At 54.4% G+C, this 16,915-nt stretch carries 14 protein-coding genes; 13 read left to right on the top strand and 1 reads right to left on the bottom strand.

Annotated elements, in window-relative coordinates:
* Positions 1 to 19: 19 nt before the first annotated feature.
* The 8 genes from recJ to JMF85_RS11190 all read left to right on the top strand — a co-directional run bounded on the left by recJ (position 20) and on the right by JMF85_RS11190 (position 10,375).
* The gene (gene recJ / locus JMF85_RS11155) at positions 20 to 2,473 is read left to right on the top strand and encodes a single-stranded-DNA-specific exonuclease RecJ (protein WP_127607074.1); all 2,454 of its coding nucleotides are present in this window, start codon (positions 20 to 22) and stop codon (positions 2,471 to 2,473) included.
* Positions 2,470 to 2,982 (top strand): adenine phosphoribosyltransferase, encoded by a 513-nt coding sequence (locus tag JMF85_RS11160; RefSeq protein WP_054799929.1) that lies wholly within the window; start codon positions 2,470 to 2,472, stop codon positions 2,980 to 2,982. Before recJ ends, JMF85_RS11160 begins: the two co-directional genes overlap by 4 nt.
* Before the next feature lie 223 nt (positions 2,983 to 3,205).
* Positions 3,206 to 3,421 carry a hypothetical protein gene (locus JMF85_RS11165; protein WP_155613770.1) on the top strand — a complete coding sequence of 72 codons (216 nt, stop codon included), beginning with the start codon at positions 3,206 to 3,208 and terminating at the stop codon, positions 3,419 to 3,421.
* A 142-nt stretch (positions 3,422 to 3,563) separates the two neighbouring features.
* Positions 3,564 to 5,762, top strand: a complete 2,199-nt coding sequence (locus JMF85_RS11170) for a RelA/SpoT family protein (RefSeq protein WP_127607076.1) — start codon at positions 3,564 to 3,566, stop codon at positions 5,760 to 5,762.
* 27 nt (positions 5,763 to 5,789) lie between these two features.
* Complete coding sequence (gene dtd / locus JMF85_RS11175) at positions 5,790 to 6,239, top strand: D-aminoacyl-tRNA deacylase (protein WP_054797607.1); 450 nt, start codon at positions 5,790 to 5,792, stop codon at positions 6,237 to 6,239.
* An 84-nt stretch (positions 6,240 to 6,323) separates the two neighbouring features.
* Positions 6,324 to 6,500, top strand: a complete 177-nt coding sequence (locus JMF85_RS11180) for a hypothetical protein (protein ID WP_155613771.1) — start codon at positions 6,324 to 6,326, stop codon at positions 6,498 to 6,500.
* Between the two features lie 104 nt (positions 6,501 to 6,604).
* On the top strand, positions 6,605 to 8,149 hold the full coding sequence (locus JMF85_RS11185) for a coproporphyrinogen III oxidase (protein WP_201318190.1): 1,545 nt from the start codon (positions 6,605 to 6,607) through the stop codon (positions 8,147 to 8,149).
* 270 nt (positions 8,150 to 8,419) lie between these two features.
* The gene (locus JMF85_RS11190) at positions 8,420 to 10,375 is read left to right on the top strand and encodes an FAD-dependent oxidoreductase (protein WP_054797608.1); all 1,956 of its coding nucleotides are present in this window, start codon (positions 8,420 to 8,422) and stop codon (positions 10,373 to 10,375) included.
* A gap of 86 nt (positions 10,376 to 10,461) precedes the next feature.
* Here the strand turns inward: JMF85_RS11190 and isdG are convergent, their stop codons facing one another.
* A complete protein-coding gene (gene isdG / locus JMF85_RS11195; protein WP_201318191.1) occupies positions 10,462 to 10,800 on the bottom strand; it encodes a heme oxygenase in 339 nt (112 codons plus the stop codon).
* Positions 10,801 to 11,317: 517 nt separating this feature from the next.
* Between isdG and isdC the strand changes: the two genes are divergently transcribed.
* The 5 genes from isdC to JMF85_RS11220 all read left to right on the top strand — a co-directional run bounded on the left by isdC (position 11,318) and on the right by JMF85_RS11220 (position 16,525).
* Complete coding sequence (gene isdC, locus JMF85_RS11200) at positions 11,318 to 12,100, top strand: heme uptake protein IsdC (RefSeq protein WP_201318192.1); 783 nt, start codon at positions 11,318 to 11,320, stop codon at positions 12,098 to 12,100.
* A gap of 39 nt (positions 12,101 to 12,139) precedes the next feature.
* A complete protein-coding gene (locus JMF85_RS11205; protein WP_127607084.1) occupies positions 12,140 to 13,675 on the top strand; it encodes an NEAT domain-containing protein in 1,536 nt (511 codons plus the stop codon).
* A 118-nt stretch (positions 13,676 to 13,793) separates the two neighbouring features.
* Positions 13,794 to 14,696, top strand: a complete 903-nt coding sequence (gene isdE, locus JMF85_RS11210) for a heme ABC transporter substrate-binding protein IsdE (RefSeq protein WP_373423835.1) — start codon at positions 13,794 to 13,796, stop codon at positions 14,694 to 14,696.
* A gap of 85 nt (positions 14,697 to 14,781) precedes the next feature.
* A complete protein-coding gene (locus JMF85_RS11215) occupies positions 14,782 to 15,765 on the top strand; it encodes a FecCD family ABC transporter permease (RefSeq protein WP_127607086.1) in 984 nt (327 codons plus the stop codon).
* Positions 15,755 to 16,525: an ABC transporter ATP-binding protein gene (locus JMF85_RS11220; RefSeq protein ID WP_141334269.1), complete on the top strand. Its 771-nt coding sequence runs from the start codon at positions 15,755 to 15,757 to the stop codon at positions 16,523 to 16,525. Before JMF85_RS11215 ends, JMF85_RS11220 begins: the two co-directional genes overlap by 11 nt.
* The last annotated feature ends 390 nt before the right edge of the window (positions 16,526 to 16,915 follow it).

Consider the following 16,915-nt stretch of genomic DNA (forward strand, 5'->3'; position numbering starts at 1 on the left):
ATAGGGAGGAACAGCCCGTATGCTTCAGGCTAAAGCAAGATGGAACGTCGGTAAACTGGAAGAGGAGCAAGCTCAGACGATTGCGCAAAGCTTACAGCTGTCTCCGCTGCTCTCGCGTTTGCTGGCGGTTCGGGGGATAACCGACATCGAACATGCGGCTGAGTATTTACATGGCGGGACGGATCGCACTCATGATCCGTTTCTTCTGGACGGCATGGACCGGGCTGTGGAGCGGATACGCCGCGCTATTCGCGATGGCGAGAAGATTCGGGTTTACGGCGATTACGATGCGGACGGCGTGAGCAGCACGTCGCTGATGGTGCACTTGCTGAACCAGCTCGATTGTTCGTTCGATACGTATATCCCGCACCGTGTTCATGAAGGATACGGCTTGAATAAGGCTGCCCTGGATGCGGCAAAGGCGCAGGGAATCGGCTTGATCGTGACCGTAGACACCGGTATTAGCGCCGTCGAGCAGGTGGCTTATGCCGCATCGCTCGGCATCGATATCATCGTCACCGATCATCATGAGCCGCCCGAGCAGCTGCCGGCCGCTTATGCGCTGGTCAATCCGAAGAAGCCGGATTGTCCGTACCCGTATAAGCATCTGGCCGGGGTCGGGGTCGCTTTCAAGCTCGCGCAAGCGCTGCTCGGCCGTCTGCCGGAGGAACTGCTCGAATACGTGGCGATCGGCACCATCGCCGATTTAATGCCGCTAACCGGCGAGAACCGGATCATGGTGAAGCAAGGGCTGGAGCGTATGCGAGCGACTTCCTGTGCCGGCATTCGCGCACTGCTGGGCGTCGCCGGCGTCGCGGTCAAGGAAGTAAACTCGACGCATATCGGGTTCTCGCTTGCGCCCCGCATCAATGCGAGCGGCAGGCTGCTCAGCGCCGATGCGGCCGTTCAACTGCTGACTACCACGAACGAGCAGGAGGCCGAGCAGCTGGCGAACGAGCTGGATCAGCTCAACAAGGAGCGTCAGCGCATCGTTGACGACATGACGAAGCAGGCCGTCGCCATGGTAGAGGAGCTTATAGCAGCGGCCGGAGAATTGCCCAAAGCGATCGTGCTTGCCCAAGAAGGCTGGAACGTCGGCGTCATCGGCATCGTGGCTTCGAAGATGGTCGACCGTTACTACAGGCCGACGATCATTCTCGGCATCGATAAGGAAACCGGTATGGCCAAAGGATCGGCGCGGTCGATCGCGGGCTTCGATATGTACCGGGCTTTGACGCACTGCGACGATCTGATGGATCATTTCGGCGGGCATCAGATGGCTGCGGGAATGACGCTGGAAGCCGGAAATTTACCGGAACTGGGCGAGCGGTTGTGCAAACTGGCGGCAGAGTGGCTGACTGCGGAGGATTACATGCCGCTGCTGCATGCCGACCTTGTTTGCGATTTTGAAGATATTAACCTGGAGAACATTCGCCAGCTGGAGCAGCTCGGTCCGTTCGGCGCAGGCAATCCGTCTCCCCGTTTGTTGTTCACGGGGCTTGCCTTGAATGAGATGCGTACGATCGGGAAGGAGCATCAGCATTTGAAGCTGTCGCTGCAAAGCGGCGCCCGTGAATCGGCGGCTGCGGTGGAAGCGGTCGGCTTTGGGAAAGGGTCGCTGTCGGAATGGATTTCCCCGGCGTCCGCCACCCTGGATGTGCTCGGCGAGCTGTCGGTCAACGAATGGAACGGCGTCCGGCGTCCGCAAATTATGATTCAGGATTTGAGAGTGCCGACCGTTCAGCTGTTCGATTGGCGGGGTGCGGCCAAGCCTGAACGTAAAGTAGCCGAGCTGCTGGAGAAACTGAAGCGTAAACCCGCGCAGGCGGCGTCCGGCAATTGGCCGGCTGCGGTCGTTTCGTTCGGCAGTTCGCTGCCCGAAGCTTTGAAGCCGTTCAGCGCGGATACGGCGTTGTGGACGGTCGACATCTCAGCCAGATTTCACCCGCAGAACGAGCTTGCGCGCAAGTTCTCTATATCCGAAGCGCGCGATATCGTCCTGTTCTCGATTCCCGATACGATGGAACAAATCGAAGCGCTCGGCTCGCAAGCCGGCGCGGTCGAGCGATATTACGCCGTGTACGGCGATACGGACAGCGACCGGCAGGCCGGTGTCATGCCAGGCCGGGATATGTTCAAGACGGTGTACGGCGCCGCAGTGTGGCTGGAGAAGAACGAAACGCCGCGCACCGGTTATTGCCAGGCGATCGCCAAACGAGCCGGGCTTTCGCCCGCGCTCGTCCGGTTTATGATGGAGGTCTTCGCTGAGCTTGGACTGGCCGAACCGACGGCCGACGGTTACCGCTTAGTCCCATCGGCGACGAAGAAAGATTTATCCGCCTCCTTGTTGTACCGCGCGCGGATGAAGCGTCCGGACGTGGAGCAAGCGATGCTGTACTCATCCGCTAAAGAATTGTTGGATAAATTAATGGAATACCAACCGAGAGAAACCTTATTGGAGGAAATTGTATGAATTTCAAAGATTATATCCGGGTTATTAATGATTTCCCGCAGCCTGGCATCAGCTTTAAGGACATTACGACGTTATTGAAGAACGGCCAGGCTTATCGAGAGGTCATTGGGCAGCTGACCGAGCGTTTGCAGGGCAAACAAATCGATCTGATCGCAGGGCCTGAAGCCCGCGGCTTCGTTATCGGAGCGCCGCTCGCGATTGCGCTTGGCGTCGGCTTCGTGCCGATCCGCAAAAGCGGTAAACTGCCCGGTGAAACGATTGAAGCCGATTATGCGCTCGAATACGGCAAAGATAAGCTGGCGATGCATAAAGACGCTATTGCGCCTGGGCAAAAAGTGTTGATCGCCGATGATCTGCTCGCTACGGGCGGCACAATCGCGACCTCGATCAATTTGGTGAAGCAGTTGGGCGGAGAAGTGGTAGGGGCAGCGTTTCTGATCGAGCTGCTCGAACTGAACGGTAGAGAAAAACTGGACGGTGCGGAAATATTTTCACTCATCCAATATTAATCACGGGGCCCTCCGGGGCCTCTTTTTTGATCTCGCAGAAGGTCGTATTGCGCAGGCCGGCCCCTCGCACCCGTCCTGCTCTGCACACCCATGCAGGGGTTCAGCGCAAGTGACAGGCAGCTTGCTGCGTCAGTTTCCATAGGTATGGGGTAAGAAAGTACAAGCGCCCTGGAGCGTCAGCCAGACAAAAAACTTACCCCAGTCCGCCAAAGGAGTCATGACGATGATGAATACCATGAGCCGCCATGTAAACGCTCCATCGATACAGTTAAATGACGCCCTCCTGAAGGAAAGAAGAAAGCTGGAAGCGCTTTTTGCCGTTCAGACGGGAGCAGGCGGCGGGGATGCGGCCGAACGCGCGTTGGACGAACGGCTGCTGCAGATCGACAGCGCCTTGACGCGCATTCGTATAGGCAAGCACGGGGCGCGAGAAGGCTGAGCCGAGTGAGCGGACTGTGACCGCTTACGGCAAGGCTGAGCGGAATCCGCGCAAAATGTCGGTTTGTCCCGTAAATTCTTGACGCAGGGCCCGGTTCAAGGGCATAATGGATTAAAATCGAATTAAGGGAATGGATAGACCGATGGGGATAGAGCAGCTTCTTGAGAAGGCATCCAGTTATATCAAAGAACAGGATCTCACTCGAATCCGGGAAGCCTACGAATTTGCCGACCAAGCCCATTACGGTCAAGTGCGCAAGTCGGGCGAACCGTATATTTTGCATCCGCTCGCGGTAGCGGAAATTTTGGTCAACATGCAAATGGATACGATCTCCATTATTGCCGCGCTGCTTCATGACGTGGTGGAGGATACGACCGTCTCGCTCGAAACCGTACGTGAGAAATTCGGGGCAACCTGTGCGATGATCGTCGACGGCTTAACGAAGCTGGAGAAGATCAAATTCAAGAGTAAAGAAGAACACCAGAACGAGAACTATCGTAAAATGTTCGTCGCGATGGCTCAGGATATACGCGTCATTTTGATCAAACTCGCCGACCGTCTGCACAATATGCGCACCTTGAAGCATCAGTCGGAAGAAGCGCAGCGGCGGATCGCGGACGAGACGCTGGAAATTTTTTGCCCGATCGCGCATCGTCTCGGGATTTCTGCGATCAAGTGGGAGATGGAGGATATCGCCCTCCGTTATTTGAATCCGCAGCAGTACTACCGGATCGTCAACCTGATGCAGAAAAAACGCACCGAGCGCGAGCAATACATCAATGATGTCATTCAGAACGTCAGCGAAAAGCTGAACGAAATGGGTATCGACGGCGATATTTCCGGTCGTCCCAAGCATATTTACAGCATCTATAAGAAAATGACCGCGCGCAACAAGCAGTTCAATGAAATTTACGACCTGCTTGCTTTGCGCATCATTGTCGACAATATCAAGGATTGCTACGCCACGCTCGGAATTATTCATACGTTGTGGAAACCGATGCCGGGCCGCTTCAAGGATTACATCGCGATGCCGAAACCGAATATGTACCAGTCTCTCCATACGACCGTCATTGGGCCGAAGGGGGAGCCGCTGGAGGTGCAGATCCGCACGTTCGAGATGCATCGCACGTCCGAGTACGGGGTAGCGGCGCATTGGGCCTATAAGGAGGGCACCAACGTCCCTTCCGGGGGCTATGAAGACAAGATGCAGTTCATCCGCGAAATTATTGAGCTGCAAAATGAAGCGCAGGACGCCTCCGAGTTCGTCGAGTCGTTGAAGATGGACTTTTTCTCGGATCTCGTGTTCGTCTTCACGCCTAAGGGTGAAGTCATCGAGCTGCCGGCCGGGTCTGTGCCGCTCGATTTTGCATACCGGATTCATACGGAGGTCGGCAACCGGACGATCGGCGCGAAAGTGAACGGACGCATCGTGCCGCTCGACTATAAAATTAAGACCGGCGACATCGTGGAGATTCTCACCTCGAAGCATTCGTACGGTCCGAGCCAGGATTGGGTGAAAATTGCGCAGTCGTCGCACGCCCGGACGAAAATCCGGCAATGGTTCAAGAAGGAACGCCGCGAAGAAAACGTAATCAAGGGCCACGAAATGATCGAGCGCGAAGTGAAGCGACTCGGCTTCGAGCCGTCTGTGGTTATGAAAGACGACGAGATGCTCGAGGTGGCGAAGAAGTTCAACTTCCACGAGGTCGAAGATATGTTGTCCGCGGTCGGCTTCGGCGGCATTACGGCGGCGCAGATTGTGACCCGCTTGACGGAGAAAGTGCGCAGGGAAGCGGAAGAAGCCCAGCAGCAGGCGCTTCAGCTCACGTCTGAAGTGAAAGAGATGAGGGCGCCGGGCATGGACAAGGAGCGCAAAGGGCGCCCGACCAACGGCGTTAGAGTCAAGGGCGTGGACAACGTGCTTGTCCGTTTTGCGCGCTGTTGCAACCCGGTGCCGGGGGACTATATCATCGGCTACATTACACGCGGACGGGGCGTCTCGGTGCACCGGTCCGACTGTACGAACATTCCTTCGGCGGAATGCAGCGACGAAGGCAACCGTGTTATCGACGTGGAGTGGGCGGACGATGTCGAGGCGAACTACAACGTCGAGATCGAAATTACGGGTCACGACCGCCGGGGATTGTTGAACGAGGTGCTGCAGGCGGTGTCTGAAAGCAAGACGGTGCTTTCCGCCGTGTCGGGCCGTTCGGATAAGAATAAGATGGCGATGATTCATATGACGATTCTCATTCGCAATATCGATCACCTGCATGCGGTTGTCGAGAAAATCAAACGCGTCAAGGACGTGTATTCGGTGCAGCGGATTATGCAGGCTTAACTTGGACAGGAAACGGGGCAGACCATAGTGAAAGTCGTATTGCAGCGCAGCAAAGCGGCGCAGGTAACGGTAGACGGTGTTACGGTCGGACGGATCGACGCCGGGCTCGTGCTGCTCGTCGGCATCGCAGAAGGCGACACGGAGCAGGATGCCCGGTATGTCGCCGAGAAGGTGGCGGGGCTGCGCATCTTTGAAGACGAGTCCGGAAAAATGAACTTGTCGGTGCTGGACACCGGAGGTCAAATCTTATCGGTATCGCAATTTACGCTGTATGGCGATGTCCGTAAAGGAAAACGTCCGAATTTCATGGCGGCGGCCCGGCCGGAGACGGCTGAACCGCTGTACGAACGATTTAACGAGCTGCTGCGGGATCAAGGGCTGAAGGTGGAAACCGGCAAGTTCGGCGCCATGATGGACGTATCGCTCGTCAACGACGGGCCGGTTACGCTCATTGTGGAGAGCAAGCCCGGGGCATAAAGGGATAAGGCAGTCGCTTTTGGGGAACCCTGACAGGTGTGGACGCAATCTCACATCCAGACGGACCCGAAGGAGACACACGGTATGTACCGATCGCCGAAAGAACAAATCGCGACAATGCCGGAGCTGTTCACGGCTCTCGGTCATATGGGAGAGGCAGTGGCGCTTCTATCGTCAGAGGGGACGGCGGGCGAAATGAGCTCCACATTCTCTTCCGCGCACGAGCAATTGAAACGAACGCCGCGCAAGACGTTTCGTTAACGACGAATAGGCCGTTCTCGCAGGCAGGCTGCGAAAACGGCCTATTTCTTTTCCAGTCCGGGGCAAATGTGCTACACTATGGCTAGTTTTAAATGAAGGGCGAGATGAAGTTGAAAATAGAGCTGGAACGCGTCGGATTCGGCGAGCAGGCGAGCGAGCCGTTTCATATAGGCAAGTTGTTTTTTGAAGAGGTGGAGACGGTGTACGAACCGTCGGAAGACGCCGATCTGCATCTGCGTATCGAAGTGCGGGTGGACGAAGCCGGGGGGCATGTGACGGCGCAGGCGAAGCTGACCGATCGGGCTGACGGCACTGTCTGCGAATGGACGCACACGCGCGCCGCAGCGCAGCGGGATGAAGGGTACAAACGAACCGCGAAGCGGGCGGCCAACTACGCTTTGCTGCAGGTGCTTGGCGAGTACACCGGCATGGAGCAGCCTTGGGGCACGCTGACCGGCGTCCGTCCCACGAAGCTGATGCACAACCTGATGATGAAGAACAACAGTATCGAGGCGTGCAAGCAGGTGCTGCGCGACGAATACCTCGTGACGGAACCGAAGGTTGAGCTGCTGGCCGAAATTGCGCAGCGGCAATTGAACGTCATCCCGGATTTGTTCCGGCTCGATCGCGAGGTGAGCGTGTACATCGGAATTCCGTTCTGTCCGACCAAGTGCGCGTACTGCACGTTTCCCGCCTACGATATCCGGGGGAACACAGGGTCGGTGGATGCTTTCCTTGAAGGGCTCCACGTCGAAATCCGCGAGATGGGCCGCTGGATGCGCGCGGCGGGCGTGAGCATCACGACGATTTATTGGGGCGGCGGCACGCCGACGAGCATTACGGCGGAGCAGATGGAATCGTTATTCGTGACGATGCGCGAAGCGTTCCCGGGTATGGATCACGTGCGGGAGCTGACGGTGGAAGCCGGACGGCCGGATACGATCACCGAGGATAAGATCGAAGTGACGAAACGGTTTGGCGTCGACCGGATCAGCATCAACCCGCAAAGCTTCACGCAGGCGACGCTCGATACGATCGGTCGCCACCATACGGTGACGGAGACGATCGAGAAGTTCAATCTGGCCCGCCGGCTTGGCATGAACAACATCAACATGGACCTGATCATCGGATTGCCGAACGAAGGGATGGCGGAGCTTGAACGGACGCTTGAACAAACCGGGAAGCTGATGCCGGAATCGTTGACCGTCCATACGCTGTCGTTCAAACGGGCGTCCCGCATGACGAAGAACAAAGACGCGTATGAGGTGGCGGAGCGCGACGAAATCACCGAGATGATCAAGCTCACATCGGATTGGACGGAACGCCGCGGTTATGTGCCTTACTACATGTACAGGCAGAAAAACATTCTCGGCAATCAGGAGAACGTCGGCTACGCGCTGAAAGGGTACGAGAGCTTGTACAACATCCTCATGATGGAAGAACGCCAGACGATTATCGGCCTCGGCTGCGGCGCTGTCAGCAAGGTGCTGTTTCCGAAGGTGGAGCATGAGGACGGGTACGAACAGCGGATCGAGCGCTTCCCGAATCCCAAGGAGCCGGCGGCGTACAACCAGGCATACCGCGAGTATATCGAGAAAAAAATTCGCCTGCTTGACGAAGCCTACGGGCTCGGCGTCGCACCATCGTAACAGTTGCGGCAGGGAAGGCGAAACTGGGAAGGCGAAGCCTGGGGGATTCGAAAGCGCATGAGCAAGTGCGCGCAACAGCAGTTGACGGCTTGAAGGCGTGAAGGCAAGTTGCGCTTAAAGGGAGGGGAGCTGAGGGCTGCCCTATCCCTTTGCGGCCGCGCGTTGTCGCTTTTGCGCGAATGTTGAAACCTTTTGAGGTGGCCTTACGTATGTAAAAGGGGCGGAAGCCGGGCTGAAACGGACTTTTTATTCTAGTACGAGAGGTGTATTATGGCGGGCAATTCCAATTATGCTTCGGGCGGAAGTCTGAAGGGCTACATAGGCGTACTCGTGGCGCTCGTATTGATCGCGGCGGCAGCAAGCGGACTTTACGTATGGCAGAAGAAAGCGGCGGTCCAGAACGTTAAAGCCGGTCAAGTACAAAAGCTTCAGGAAGTTCAAACTGTGAAAACGCCGAAGGAGCAGTACGACGTCATCGTAGCCGGCACCGATCCGGAGGGCGTCGCAGCCGCTGTCTCGGCTTCGCGCAACGGATTGAAGACGCTGCTAGTGGACGGGCGCGATCGCGGCGTGCTGGGCGGCTTAATGACGCTGGGCTGGCTCAACAGTCTGGACATGAACTATGAACCGGAGAAAAGCATTCTGCACAAGCGCGAGGTGCTGAACCAAGGTATTTTCAGCGCTTGGTACAGTAAAATCGAAGGCGATTCGTTCGACGTCGTGACGGCGGCGAATGCGTTCAACGAGCTGGTGGCGGCGGAGAAAAATATCGACGTGCTGCTCAAGGTACAGGCGATGGAGCCGGTCGTGCAAGCGGGAGGCGCAGCTCAGACGGTGACGGGCTTGAAGCTGACGCTGGCGGACGGCACGACGCAAACCGTTAAGGCGGGCGCGGTGATCGATGCCACGCAGGATGCCGACATCGCCGCGCAGGCTGGCGTTCCGTATACGACGGGCCGCGAGGACCTTGGCGACAAGAAGGCGCGCATGGCGGTAACCCTCGTGTTCCGGCTGAAGAACATTACGCCGGATGTGTGGAAGAAAGTGCAGGAGCGTCTGGAGAATGACGGTGATGCGGGAACAGGCGCCAATGCGATGAGCGCATGGGGCTACAAGGAGATGAAGGATTATCCGCCGCTTAATAAAGAGCGGGTCGCGATGCGGGGGCTGAACATCGGTCGTCAGAACGACAATACGATGCTGATCAATGCGCTGCAAGTTTTCGGCATCGACGGCACGGACGCCAAGTCCAGAGCGGAAGCGTTCGAGCTTGCGAAGAACGAGCTGCCGAACATCGTCGCTTACATGAAAGAGAAGTATCCGGAATTCGCCGGCATCGAGCTCGATGCCACGGCACCGGAGCTGTATGTTCGCGAAACGCGGCACATTCAAGGGGAATACCGGTTGAGCATTCTGGACGTGCTGGAAAATCGCGACCAGTGGGATCGCATTGCTTTTGGCGAGTACCCGGTCGACATTCAGCGTATGTCTCCTGCGGATACCGGTGCGGTCGTTACCGATCCGAAGCAGTACGCGGTGCCGTTCCGCAGCATCGTGCCGCTGAAGGTCGACGGGCTGCTCGTGGTCGGCCGCGCTGCCAGCTATGACTCGCTGCCGCACGGTACGGCGCGCGTCATTCCGGTCGGCATGGCCGCCGGCGAAGCCGCCGGAGCGGCCGTAAAGATCGCTGCCGAACAGAAGCTTTCGTTCCGGCAGATGGCCGCCTCTAAGGAAGCCATCGCCGTGCTGCACCAAACGTTGAGCGCGCAGGGCATGGTACTGAATCCGTACGAGCTCAAGCCGGAGCCGTTCATGCAGCATAAAGCGTATGAGGGCTTGAAGGCGGCCGTCACGCTTGGCTTGGCGACGGGCGGCTACGATAACAACTTTGCGCTCGATGCGAAGAGCAACCAGCAGCGCATGGTCAATATGCTCGAGGGCATGCGCAAATTCAAGCCTTCGGTAATGACGGGCAATCCGGCGGCCGCGCTCGCCAAGGGCTCCGATCCGAAGAAGCTGCCGGTGACGATGGATCAAGCCGCTTATATGCTGGCGCTGCTGTTGAAAGTTGAAGCCGCGGAGAACAATGCAGTCAGCGCGCTGCAGAGCAAAGGCTACTTGACTCCGGCTACCGTGGAAGCGATCGCGGACAAGCAGGAGCTGACGAACGGCGACACGTATATGATGATTAAGGATGTCTACCAGGTATTAAGGAATGACAAATAAATAACGACAATCAACCGCGATACAAAAAGGTCGAATCGAGAGATTCGGCCTTTTTGCAGTACACCCGGTTACGGGTGCATTATGCATTAACCAATGGATAAAGAAGCGTCTCCTGCAACGATGGGATGGCGGACAATTTTCACCTCGTAGAACGTAATTTTGTTGGAGATGATGTAATCGGGCTTCTCACGATGAGAATGGGATTCCCGGAAAGCATCGCTGCGCGTCCACGCATTGAAGTCTTCCTTCGAGTTCCAGCGCGTAACGACGGTTACTTCATCGTATTCCTTCGTGTTTTCAGTCAAAAGAACTTCCAGACCGAGAAATCCTTGCATATACTCGACTTTGCCTACTTTGTCAAAGCGCTCAATCAGCTTGTGAGCTTCTCCCTTCGTAATGTGAGAGGTGTTTGTAACAATGATCATGGTTAACTCCTCCTTGTGGTTTATACAGGTTTAAGCGGGATCATGACAGGATAATCGTCTTCGAACTTCACTTTAGCGGTATAACTCGCATTGGTGACCAAATTGTGACAATCCTTGATAAAAAATAATAGATGAGAATGAATATCATTGTCAACATATTTTATGGTATGATTATCCAAAAACATGCAAGAAAACAGTTTCTTATTGAGCGATTAATAAAGATTAGATCAAGAAAACATCTGATTTTGAGGATTTATACGGCGTTAAGCCATGCTGAAAAGTGTTGACATTTTCTAGCAGCTTAAGCTATCATCAAGCCGTTGGGAAAATTTTGGACTCGTGTGGACACATTTTTTTAGGTTCGAGGTGTTGTGATGCTGAAGCAGCGGTCTCGGTAGGGGAGATGTAGAAATGATTCGAATCATGTTGAGTCGTCATTTTTTTTGAGCTATCATTGAGAATGATAATCATTATCTTGTCATTAATTAATCCAAGGAAAATGGAGGAAGAACGATAAATGAAAAGAAGGTTAGCTTTGCCGTCCTTTGTCATCGCGCTGCTATGGGCACTGCAATTGGTTATCTCGCCGGCTGCGCAAGCCGCTTCAGATTTGGCAGATGGTGCATACAGAATCGACTACGTGATCACGAAGGCGGAGAATGATTCTGTATCCATGGCCAACGACTATTTCGAAAAGCCGGCTTTGTTGAATGTTAAAAGCGGAGAAATCACGGCACAGATTCAATTGAACCACAGTAAATGGATCACGGTATTTAAAACGCCGGCTGGCAGCGATTTCGCTGATGCGAAGGTGATCAGAAGCGATAAGGAAGAAGATACCCGGGTGGTTCAGTTCAAGATCGATGATCTGAGCAAGCCTTTGATTTCGAAAATTCACGTGACGGTACCGGATATTGATTATGATCACGATTATACGATCAGGTTCATCTTTGACCCAAAAACGATCAAGAGCACGGGAGCCGCACCGGCCAAGAGCGAACCGCCTGCAGCAGCCAAACCTTCCGAGGCCACGAAGAACAGCGCACCGGCTTCTAATTCACAGGGAAGCAAAACTGCCGAGAACAGCAAGTCTGGCGCGGACAAGGCCGCAGCGGGCCAATCGGCTCCGGTGTCTGCCGCCAAATCTTCAGGATCTGCAAATGCGGGTCAAGGATCGGCCGTTGTGAATCCTCAAACCGGGGACGAGGCCCCGATCGGTATGCTGGCAGGTATGCTGGTTGTATCCGGCTTGTTTGTGGCGTATCAGATTCATGGAAGAAAGCGTCGTCAACAGCCCTGATCAAACAAAAATAGGGCAGCCGGAGGGAGAGAGCCTATTTTGAGCAATCGTATACAAAAAGCAGTTTTCGTATGGACGATGTTGTTTGCACTGCTGGCAGCCGTTCAGACACCTGCGGTCTATGCGGATGGAAACTTAACGGGCGGGGAGAGTCCCGGTGGAGGCGTTCCTGTCGTTAACTCGAATCCACACGGAATTGCAGACGGTACGTACAGCATGGCTTACAAATTTCTTAAGTTTAACACGACCGATACTTCGGTGATGCAGGATTATGTCATTACACCGGGAAGGCTGACGGTCCAGAATGGAACGATGTTCGTCGAGATCACCTTAAAGCAAAGCAAGGAAACCACCGATTTTAAAATTGACACCGGCGAAGGCTTGTACTCTCCGGAAGTGACCCAAACGGATGAGCAGAAGAATACGCGAACCGTGAAGTTCGAGGTCAAAGACCTGACCGAGAAATTAAAAGGGTGGGTCAAGGTTTACTGGCAGGTAAGTCCAACTTTCCTGTACGATCACGAATATGATATCCACCTGACGTTCGACAAATCTACGATCAAGGCGATCGCAAGCGGGGCAAATCCGGCACAAGATCATGCGGAAAAGCCGTTGTCGGAACAATACACGGCAGGGGAATATGCCATCGAGTATGCGCTGAATCTGCGGGGTTCGAAGGAAGCATCGGTAACGAACGACGTTGTGAAGCACCCGGCCAAGTTCGTGGTGAAGGAAGGAAAGAGCTATCTGGCGGTCACGGTGTCCAACAAGGAAGTGACGGGACTAAAGATCGAGAAGGACGGCGTCTTGACCGATGCGGAAGTCGTCTCGACGAACGGGCAGCGGAATGAAAGAACACTGCGGTTCGAAGTGAAGGACACCAAGACGAAAATATTCGCCCAATTCATTCTTGCGGTGCCAGGCCAAGACAAGGAAGAGAGCAACGTAGAATTTGTACTGGATGGAAGCAGCGTGAAGCCGTATGTAGAGCAGCCGGCCGACGATGGGTTAACCGAGACGGGTAAACAACCGGACACAGGCAGCATTGCCGATCTTGAAGATCACTGGGCCAAGGCATCCATCGAACGAGCCGCAGGTTTAGACATTGTGAACGGCTATGAAGACGGGACATTCCGTCCGAATGCTGACATTAACCGTGCAGAGTTTACGACGCTGCTGAGCAGGACGTTGAAGCTGGGGCCAAGCACGAAGGCGTTGAGCTTCACCGATCTGGCGGACATTCCGGAGTGGGTGAAACCGCATCTGGCCCCTGTGGTGGAAAACGGAATTATCGGAGGATATGAGGACGGTTCGTTCCGTGCCGAGCGCAAGATCAGCCGTGCGGAATTGGCGGTCATCATCGTACGCGCGTTGAAGCTGGACGTAGAGGCGAACGCGCAGGCAACCTTCGCGGATGCGGACCGCATACCGCAGTGGGCGCAAGCGGAAGTGGCGGCAGCGCACAAGCTGGGTATCATAAGCGGGCGGGATAACAACCTGTTTGCCCCTGATGAAAGCGCGACGCGTGCTGAAGCGGTCACCCTGATCCTCGCATTGAACCATGATGTAAAATAATAAGCTTGGACTAACATGGCTGCAGACCTTGGAGGATACCGGCACCCGGTGTCTTCGGGTATTTCTAAGCCGTTATGTGTAGAGGGCAAATTGGATTGAAAGGAGCGATAAGCATAAAATGCGCATGAAATCATGGATGGGCGCTTCACTCGTATCATTGGCCGTCCTCGTAACCGGCTGCTCCGGCAACGTGGCAACAGGCGCATTGTCAACTGGGGAAACACCGGCAGCGGAGCCCGCGCCAGCGGAGAACTACAGAGTCGTATCGACGACAGTAGCAGCGACTCAATTCACAGATGCCCTGGAACTCGATCTGGTGGGCATTCCGACCAGCTCCAAGGTGTTGCCTAAACGCTATGATGGGGTAACGAAGGTTGGTAATCCGATGACACCGAATATGGAAATTGTCAAGTCGCTTGATCCGACTGAAGTGCTGTCCGTTACGACCTTGGAATACGATTTGGCCCCGGTATTTAAGAATGCGGGCATCACGGCAAAATTTCTCGATTTCACCAGTCTGGACACGATGAGCCAAGCCATTCTTGATATGGGAACCAGATATGGTCGGGAAAATCAGGCAAAGGCTATTGTGGATGGATATAAGGCCAAGGTGGAGCAGATCAAGAAGCAGGTCGAGGGCAAGCCTCAGCCAACGGTGCTGATCCTGCTCGGCGTGCCCGGAAGCTATTTGGTCGCTACCGAAAATTCCTATATCGGAGATTTGGTAAGGCTTGCGGGGGGCAAGAACATCGTGCAGGGGGAAAGCGTTGAATATCTGGCTTCCAATACGGAATATTTACAGAAGTCCAATCCCGACGTCATTTTGCGCGCAGCCCACGGCATGCCTGAGGAAGTCGTAAAGATGTTTGAGAAGGAATTCAAGAAGAATGACATATGGAAGCATTTCTCCGCTGTGCAAAATAATCGGGTGTATGACCTGCCGGAGGAGCTTTTTCCGACCACGGGCAATTTTGCTGTGAGCGAAGCGCTGGAAGCGACGGTGAAAATGCTGTATCCCTAAAAGCCGTAAAAACCCGCATGAACGCACATGAATTCATGTGCAGAACCGTATGACGATAACCTACACCTAACAAAGGATGCTTGGGATGAACAAAAAGGTATGGAGCATATGGGGGGTCATTGTCCTCCTGATCGCGGTCACTGTCTACTCCGCCAGCACGGGCAGTATTAAAGTCGGGGGACTTGAGCTGATCCAAGGATTATTTACAGGAACGAACAAACAGGTAGAGGTCATCCGGGATTTGAGACTTCCACGTATTATCGTTGCGCTGTTCGTAGGGGCGGCTCTTGCCGTTTCCGGGGTGCTGCTGCAAGCTGTGATGCGCAGCTCGCTGGCGGACGCAGGGGTCATCGGGATCTCGTCAGGAGCCGGCTTTGTCTCGGTTCTGACCGTGTCGATCTTCCCGAACCTGTTTTTCTGGATGCCTTTGTTCGCGTGCCTGGGGGGAGCTTTGGCTTGTTTCTTGGTCTATTCGTTTTCATGGAAATCGGGTCTGATTCCGATCCGGATTATTCTGGTCGGGATTGCCATTAATGCAACCTTCAGCGGATTGGGACAATCCTTTAATTATCGTGGCAGCTACGCGGTCACGAGCATCAATCAGGCGGTCACCTCCATCCTCACGATGAAGAACTGGGGTGATGTGCATATTATGCTGGTTTATGGAACCATCGGGCTTCTGCTCGCCTGGCTGGTCAGTCCGTGGTGCAATTTGCTTGCCCTGCAGGACAAATCGGCTAAGAATGTCGGGCTTCACGTATCCCGGGCACGGCTGTGGATTTCGGCGATTGCCGTGCTGCTGGCAGCAGTGGCCACAGCCATTGGCGGGCTTATTGCCTTCGTCGGACTGCTTGTCCCTCATATTGCACGTCTGCTGGTCGGATCGGATCATAAGGTGTTGATTCCGTTCTCCGCCCTGGCGGGGGCTTTATTGATTCTGACTGCGGACACGCTGGGCAGAACCGTGCTCGCTCCGGCGGAAATTCCGGCCTCCATCATTATGACCGTTATCGGGGGGCCCTTCTTAATATTTTTGCTCAGGAAGAGTGATCGCGTCTATGGACATTAAGCAGCTGAGCTTCTCGTACGATAAAAAGAAAGACCAGCTCATGGGGATCAACTGCCAGTTTCAGCATGGCAAAATTACAACGATCATCGGTCCGAACGGCTGCGGGAAATCGACCTTGCTCGGGGTCATGTCACAGAATTACATACCGCACAGCGGAGAGGTTATTCTGGACGGCAAGGCTATCGCCAGCTACAAGCCCCGGGAGCTCGCTCAGAGGCTTGCTGTCGTTCACCAACAGAATGAGGCTCCGCTGGATTTAACGGTTGAGAAGCTGACGAGCTTCGGAAGAATGGCATACAAAGGGCTGTTCTCCGGACATGGGGAAGAGGATGAGAAGGCCGTCGACTGGGCCTTAAGCTGCACCAATTTGCTGGAGAAGCGGGGAGTGACGCTGGACCAGCTTTCCGGCGGGGAGAAGCAGCGGGTGTGGATTGCGATGGCGCTCGCCCAGCAGACGCAAATTTTGTTTCTGGACGAACCGACTACATTTCTGGACATCTACTATCAGATTGAGGTGCTGGAGCTTGTCAAGAGCTTGAACGTGTCCCATGGATTGACCATTATTATGGTGCTGCATGATATCAATCAGGCGATTCGTTACAGTGACGAAATTGTCGTGATGAAGCATGGTCGCGTGGAGCTTCAGGGAGCGCCTCAGGAGATCATTACGGCGCAGACGATTCAATCTGTCTATGGGGTGCAGTCTATCATCCGGCAGGATGAGGAGGCCGGGATGATTGTTTTGCCTGTGGGGATCTGATTGTAATGTTCGTGTATAACAAACGATGAATAGTTCCATTAGGCATAAAGACATGTCTCTATGTCTAGTTCATCTATGCCCTCAAAGAACGGCCCCCTGTTCATCCATTTGAGCGTTCAGGGGGAGAGAAGTCTGCATCTGCTAAGGCTTGCATTCTGTTTTTGCGTCCCTCGGAAGCAAAATAAATTAGGGGTTTTTCATGTAAATTTAAAGAAAAAATAGCAGGAAAAATAGATATTGACAAAATTTAGAACGCGAATATAAGATAGGGGTGTCGAAAGATGGTGCACACGTCATCGATGTTCTGAAGAGAAGGGGTACTTGTTTATAGGCCTAATCATGTACCTCAGCCGAAGAAGTTTTTTTTTACATCTTGACTGATAATGATTA

The sequence above is a fragment of the Paenibacillus sp. EPM92 genome, assembly GCF_016586185.1.
Lineage (GTDB): Bacteria > Bacillota > Bacilli > Paenibacillales > NBRC-103111 > Paenibacillus_G > Paenibacillus_G validus.

Coding starts and splice junctions, on each gene's coding strand:
- recJ (WP_127607074.1), top strand. CDS start 20: ATGCTTCAGGCTAAAGCAAGATGGAACGTCGGTAAACTGGAAGAGGAG.
- JMF85_RS11160 (WP_054799929.1), top strand. CDS start 2,470: ATGAATTTCAAAGATTATATCCGGGTTATTAATGATTTCCCGCAGCCT.
- JMF85_RS11165 (WP_155613770.1), top strand. CDS start 3,206: ATGATGAATACCATGAGCCGCCATGTAAACGCTCCATCGATACAGTTA.
- JMF85_RS11170 (WP_127607076.1), top strand. CDS start 3,564: ATGGGGATAGAGCAGCTTCTTGAGAAGGCATCCAGTTATATCAAAGAA.
- JMF85_RS11180 (WP_155613771.1), top strand. CDS start 6,324: ATGTACCGATCGCCGAAAGAACAAATCGCGACAATGCCGGAGCTGTTC.
- JMF85_RS11185 (WP_201318190.1), top strand. CDS start 6,605: ATGAAGTTGAAAATAGAGCTGGAACGCGTCGGATTCGGCGAGCAGGCG.
- JMF85_RS11190 (WP_054797608.1), top strand. CDS start 8,420: ATGGCGGGCAATTCCAATTATGCTTCGGGCGGAAGTCTGAAGGGCTAC.
- isdG (WP_201318191.1), bottom strand. CDS start 10,800: ATGATCATTGTTACAAACACCTCTCACATTACGAAGGGAGAAGCTCAC.
- isdC (WP_201318192.1), top strand. CDS start 11,318: ATGAAAAGAAGGTTAGCTTTGCCGTCCTTTGTCATCGCGCTGCTATGG.
- isdE (WP_373423835.1), top strand. CDS start 13,794: ATGCGCATGAAATCATGGATGGGCGCTTCACTCGTATCATTGGCCGTC.
- JMF85_RS11215 (WP_127607086.1), top strand. CDS start 14,782: ATGAACAAAAAGGTATGGAGCATATGGGGGGTCATTGTCCTCCTGATC.
- JMF85_RS11220 (WP_141334269.1), top strand. CDS start 15,755: ATGGACATTAAGCAGCTGAGCTTCTCGTACGATAAAAAGAAAGACCAG.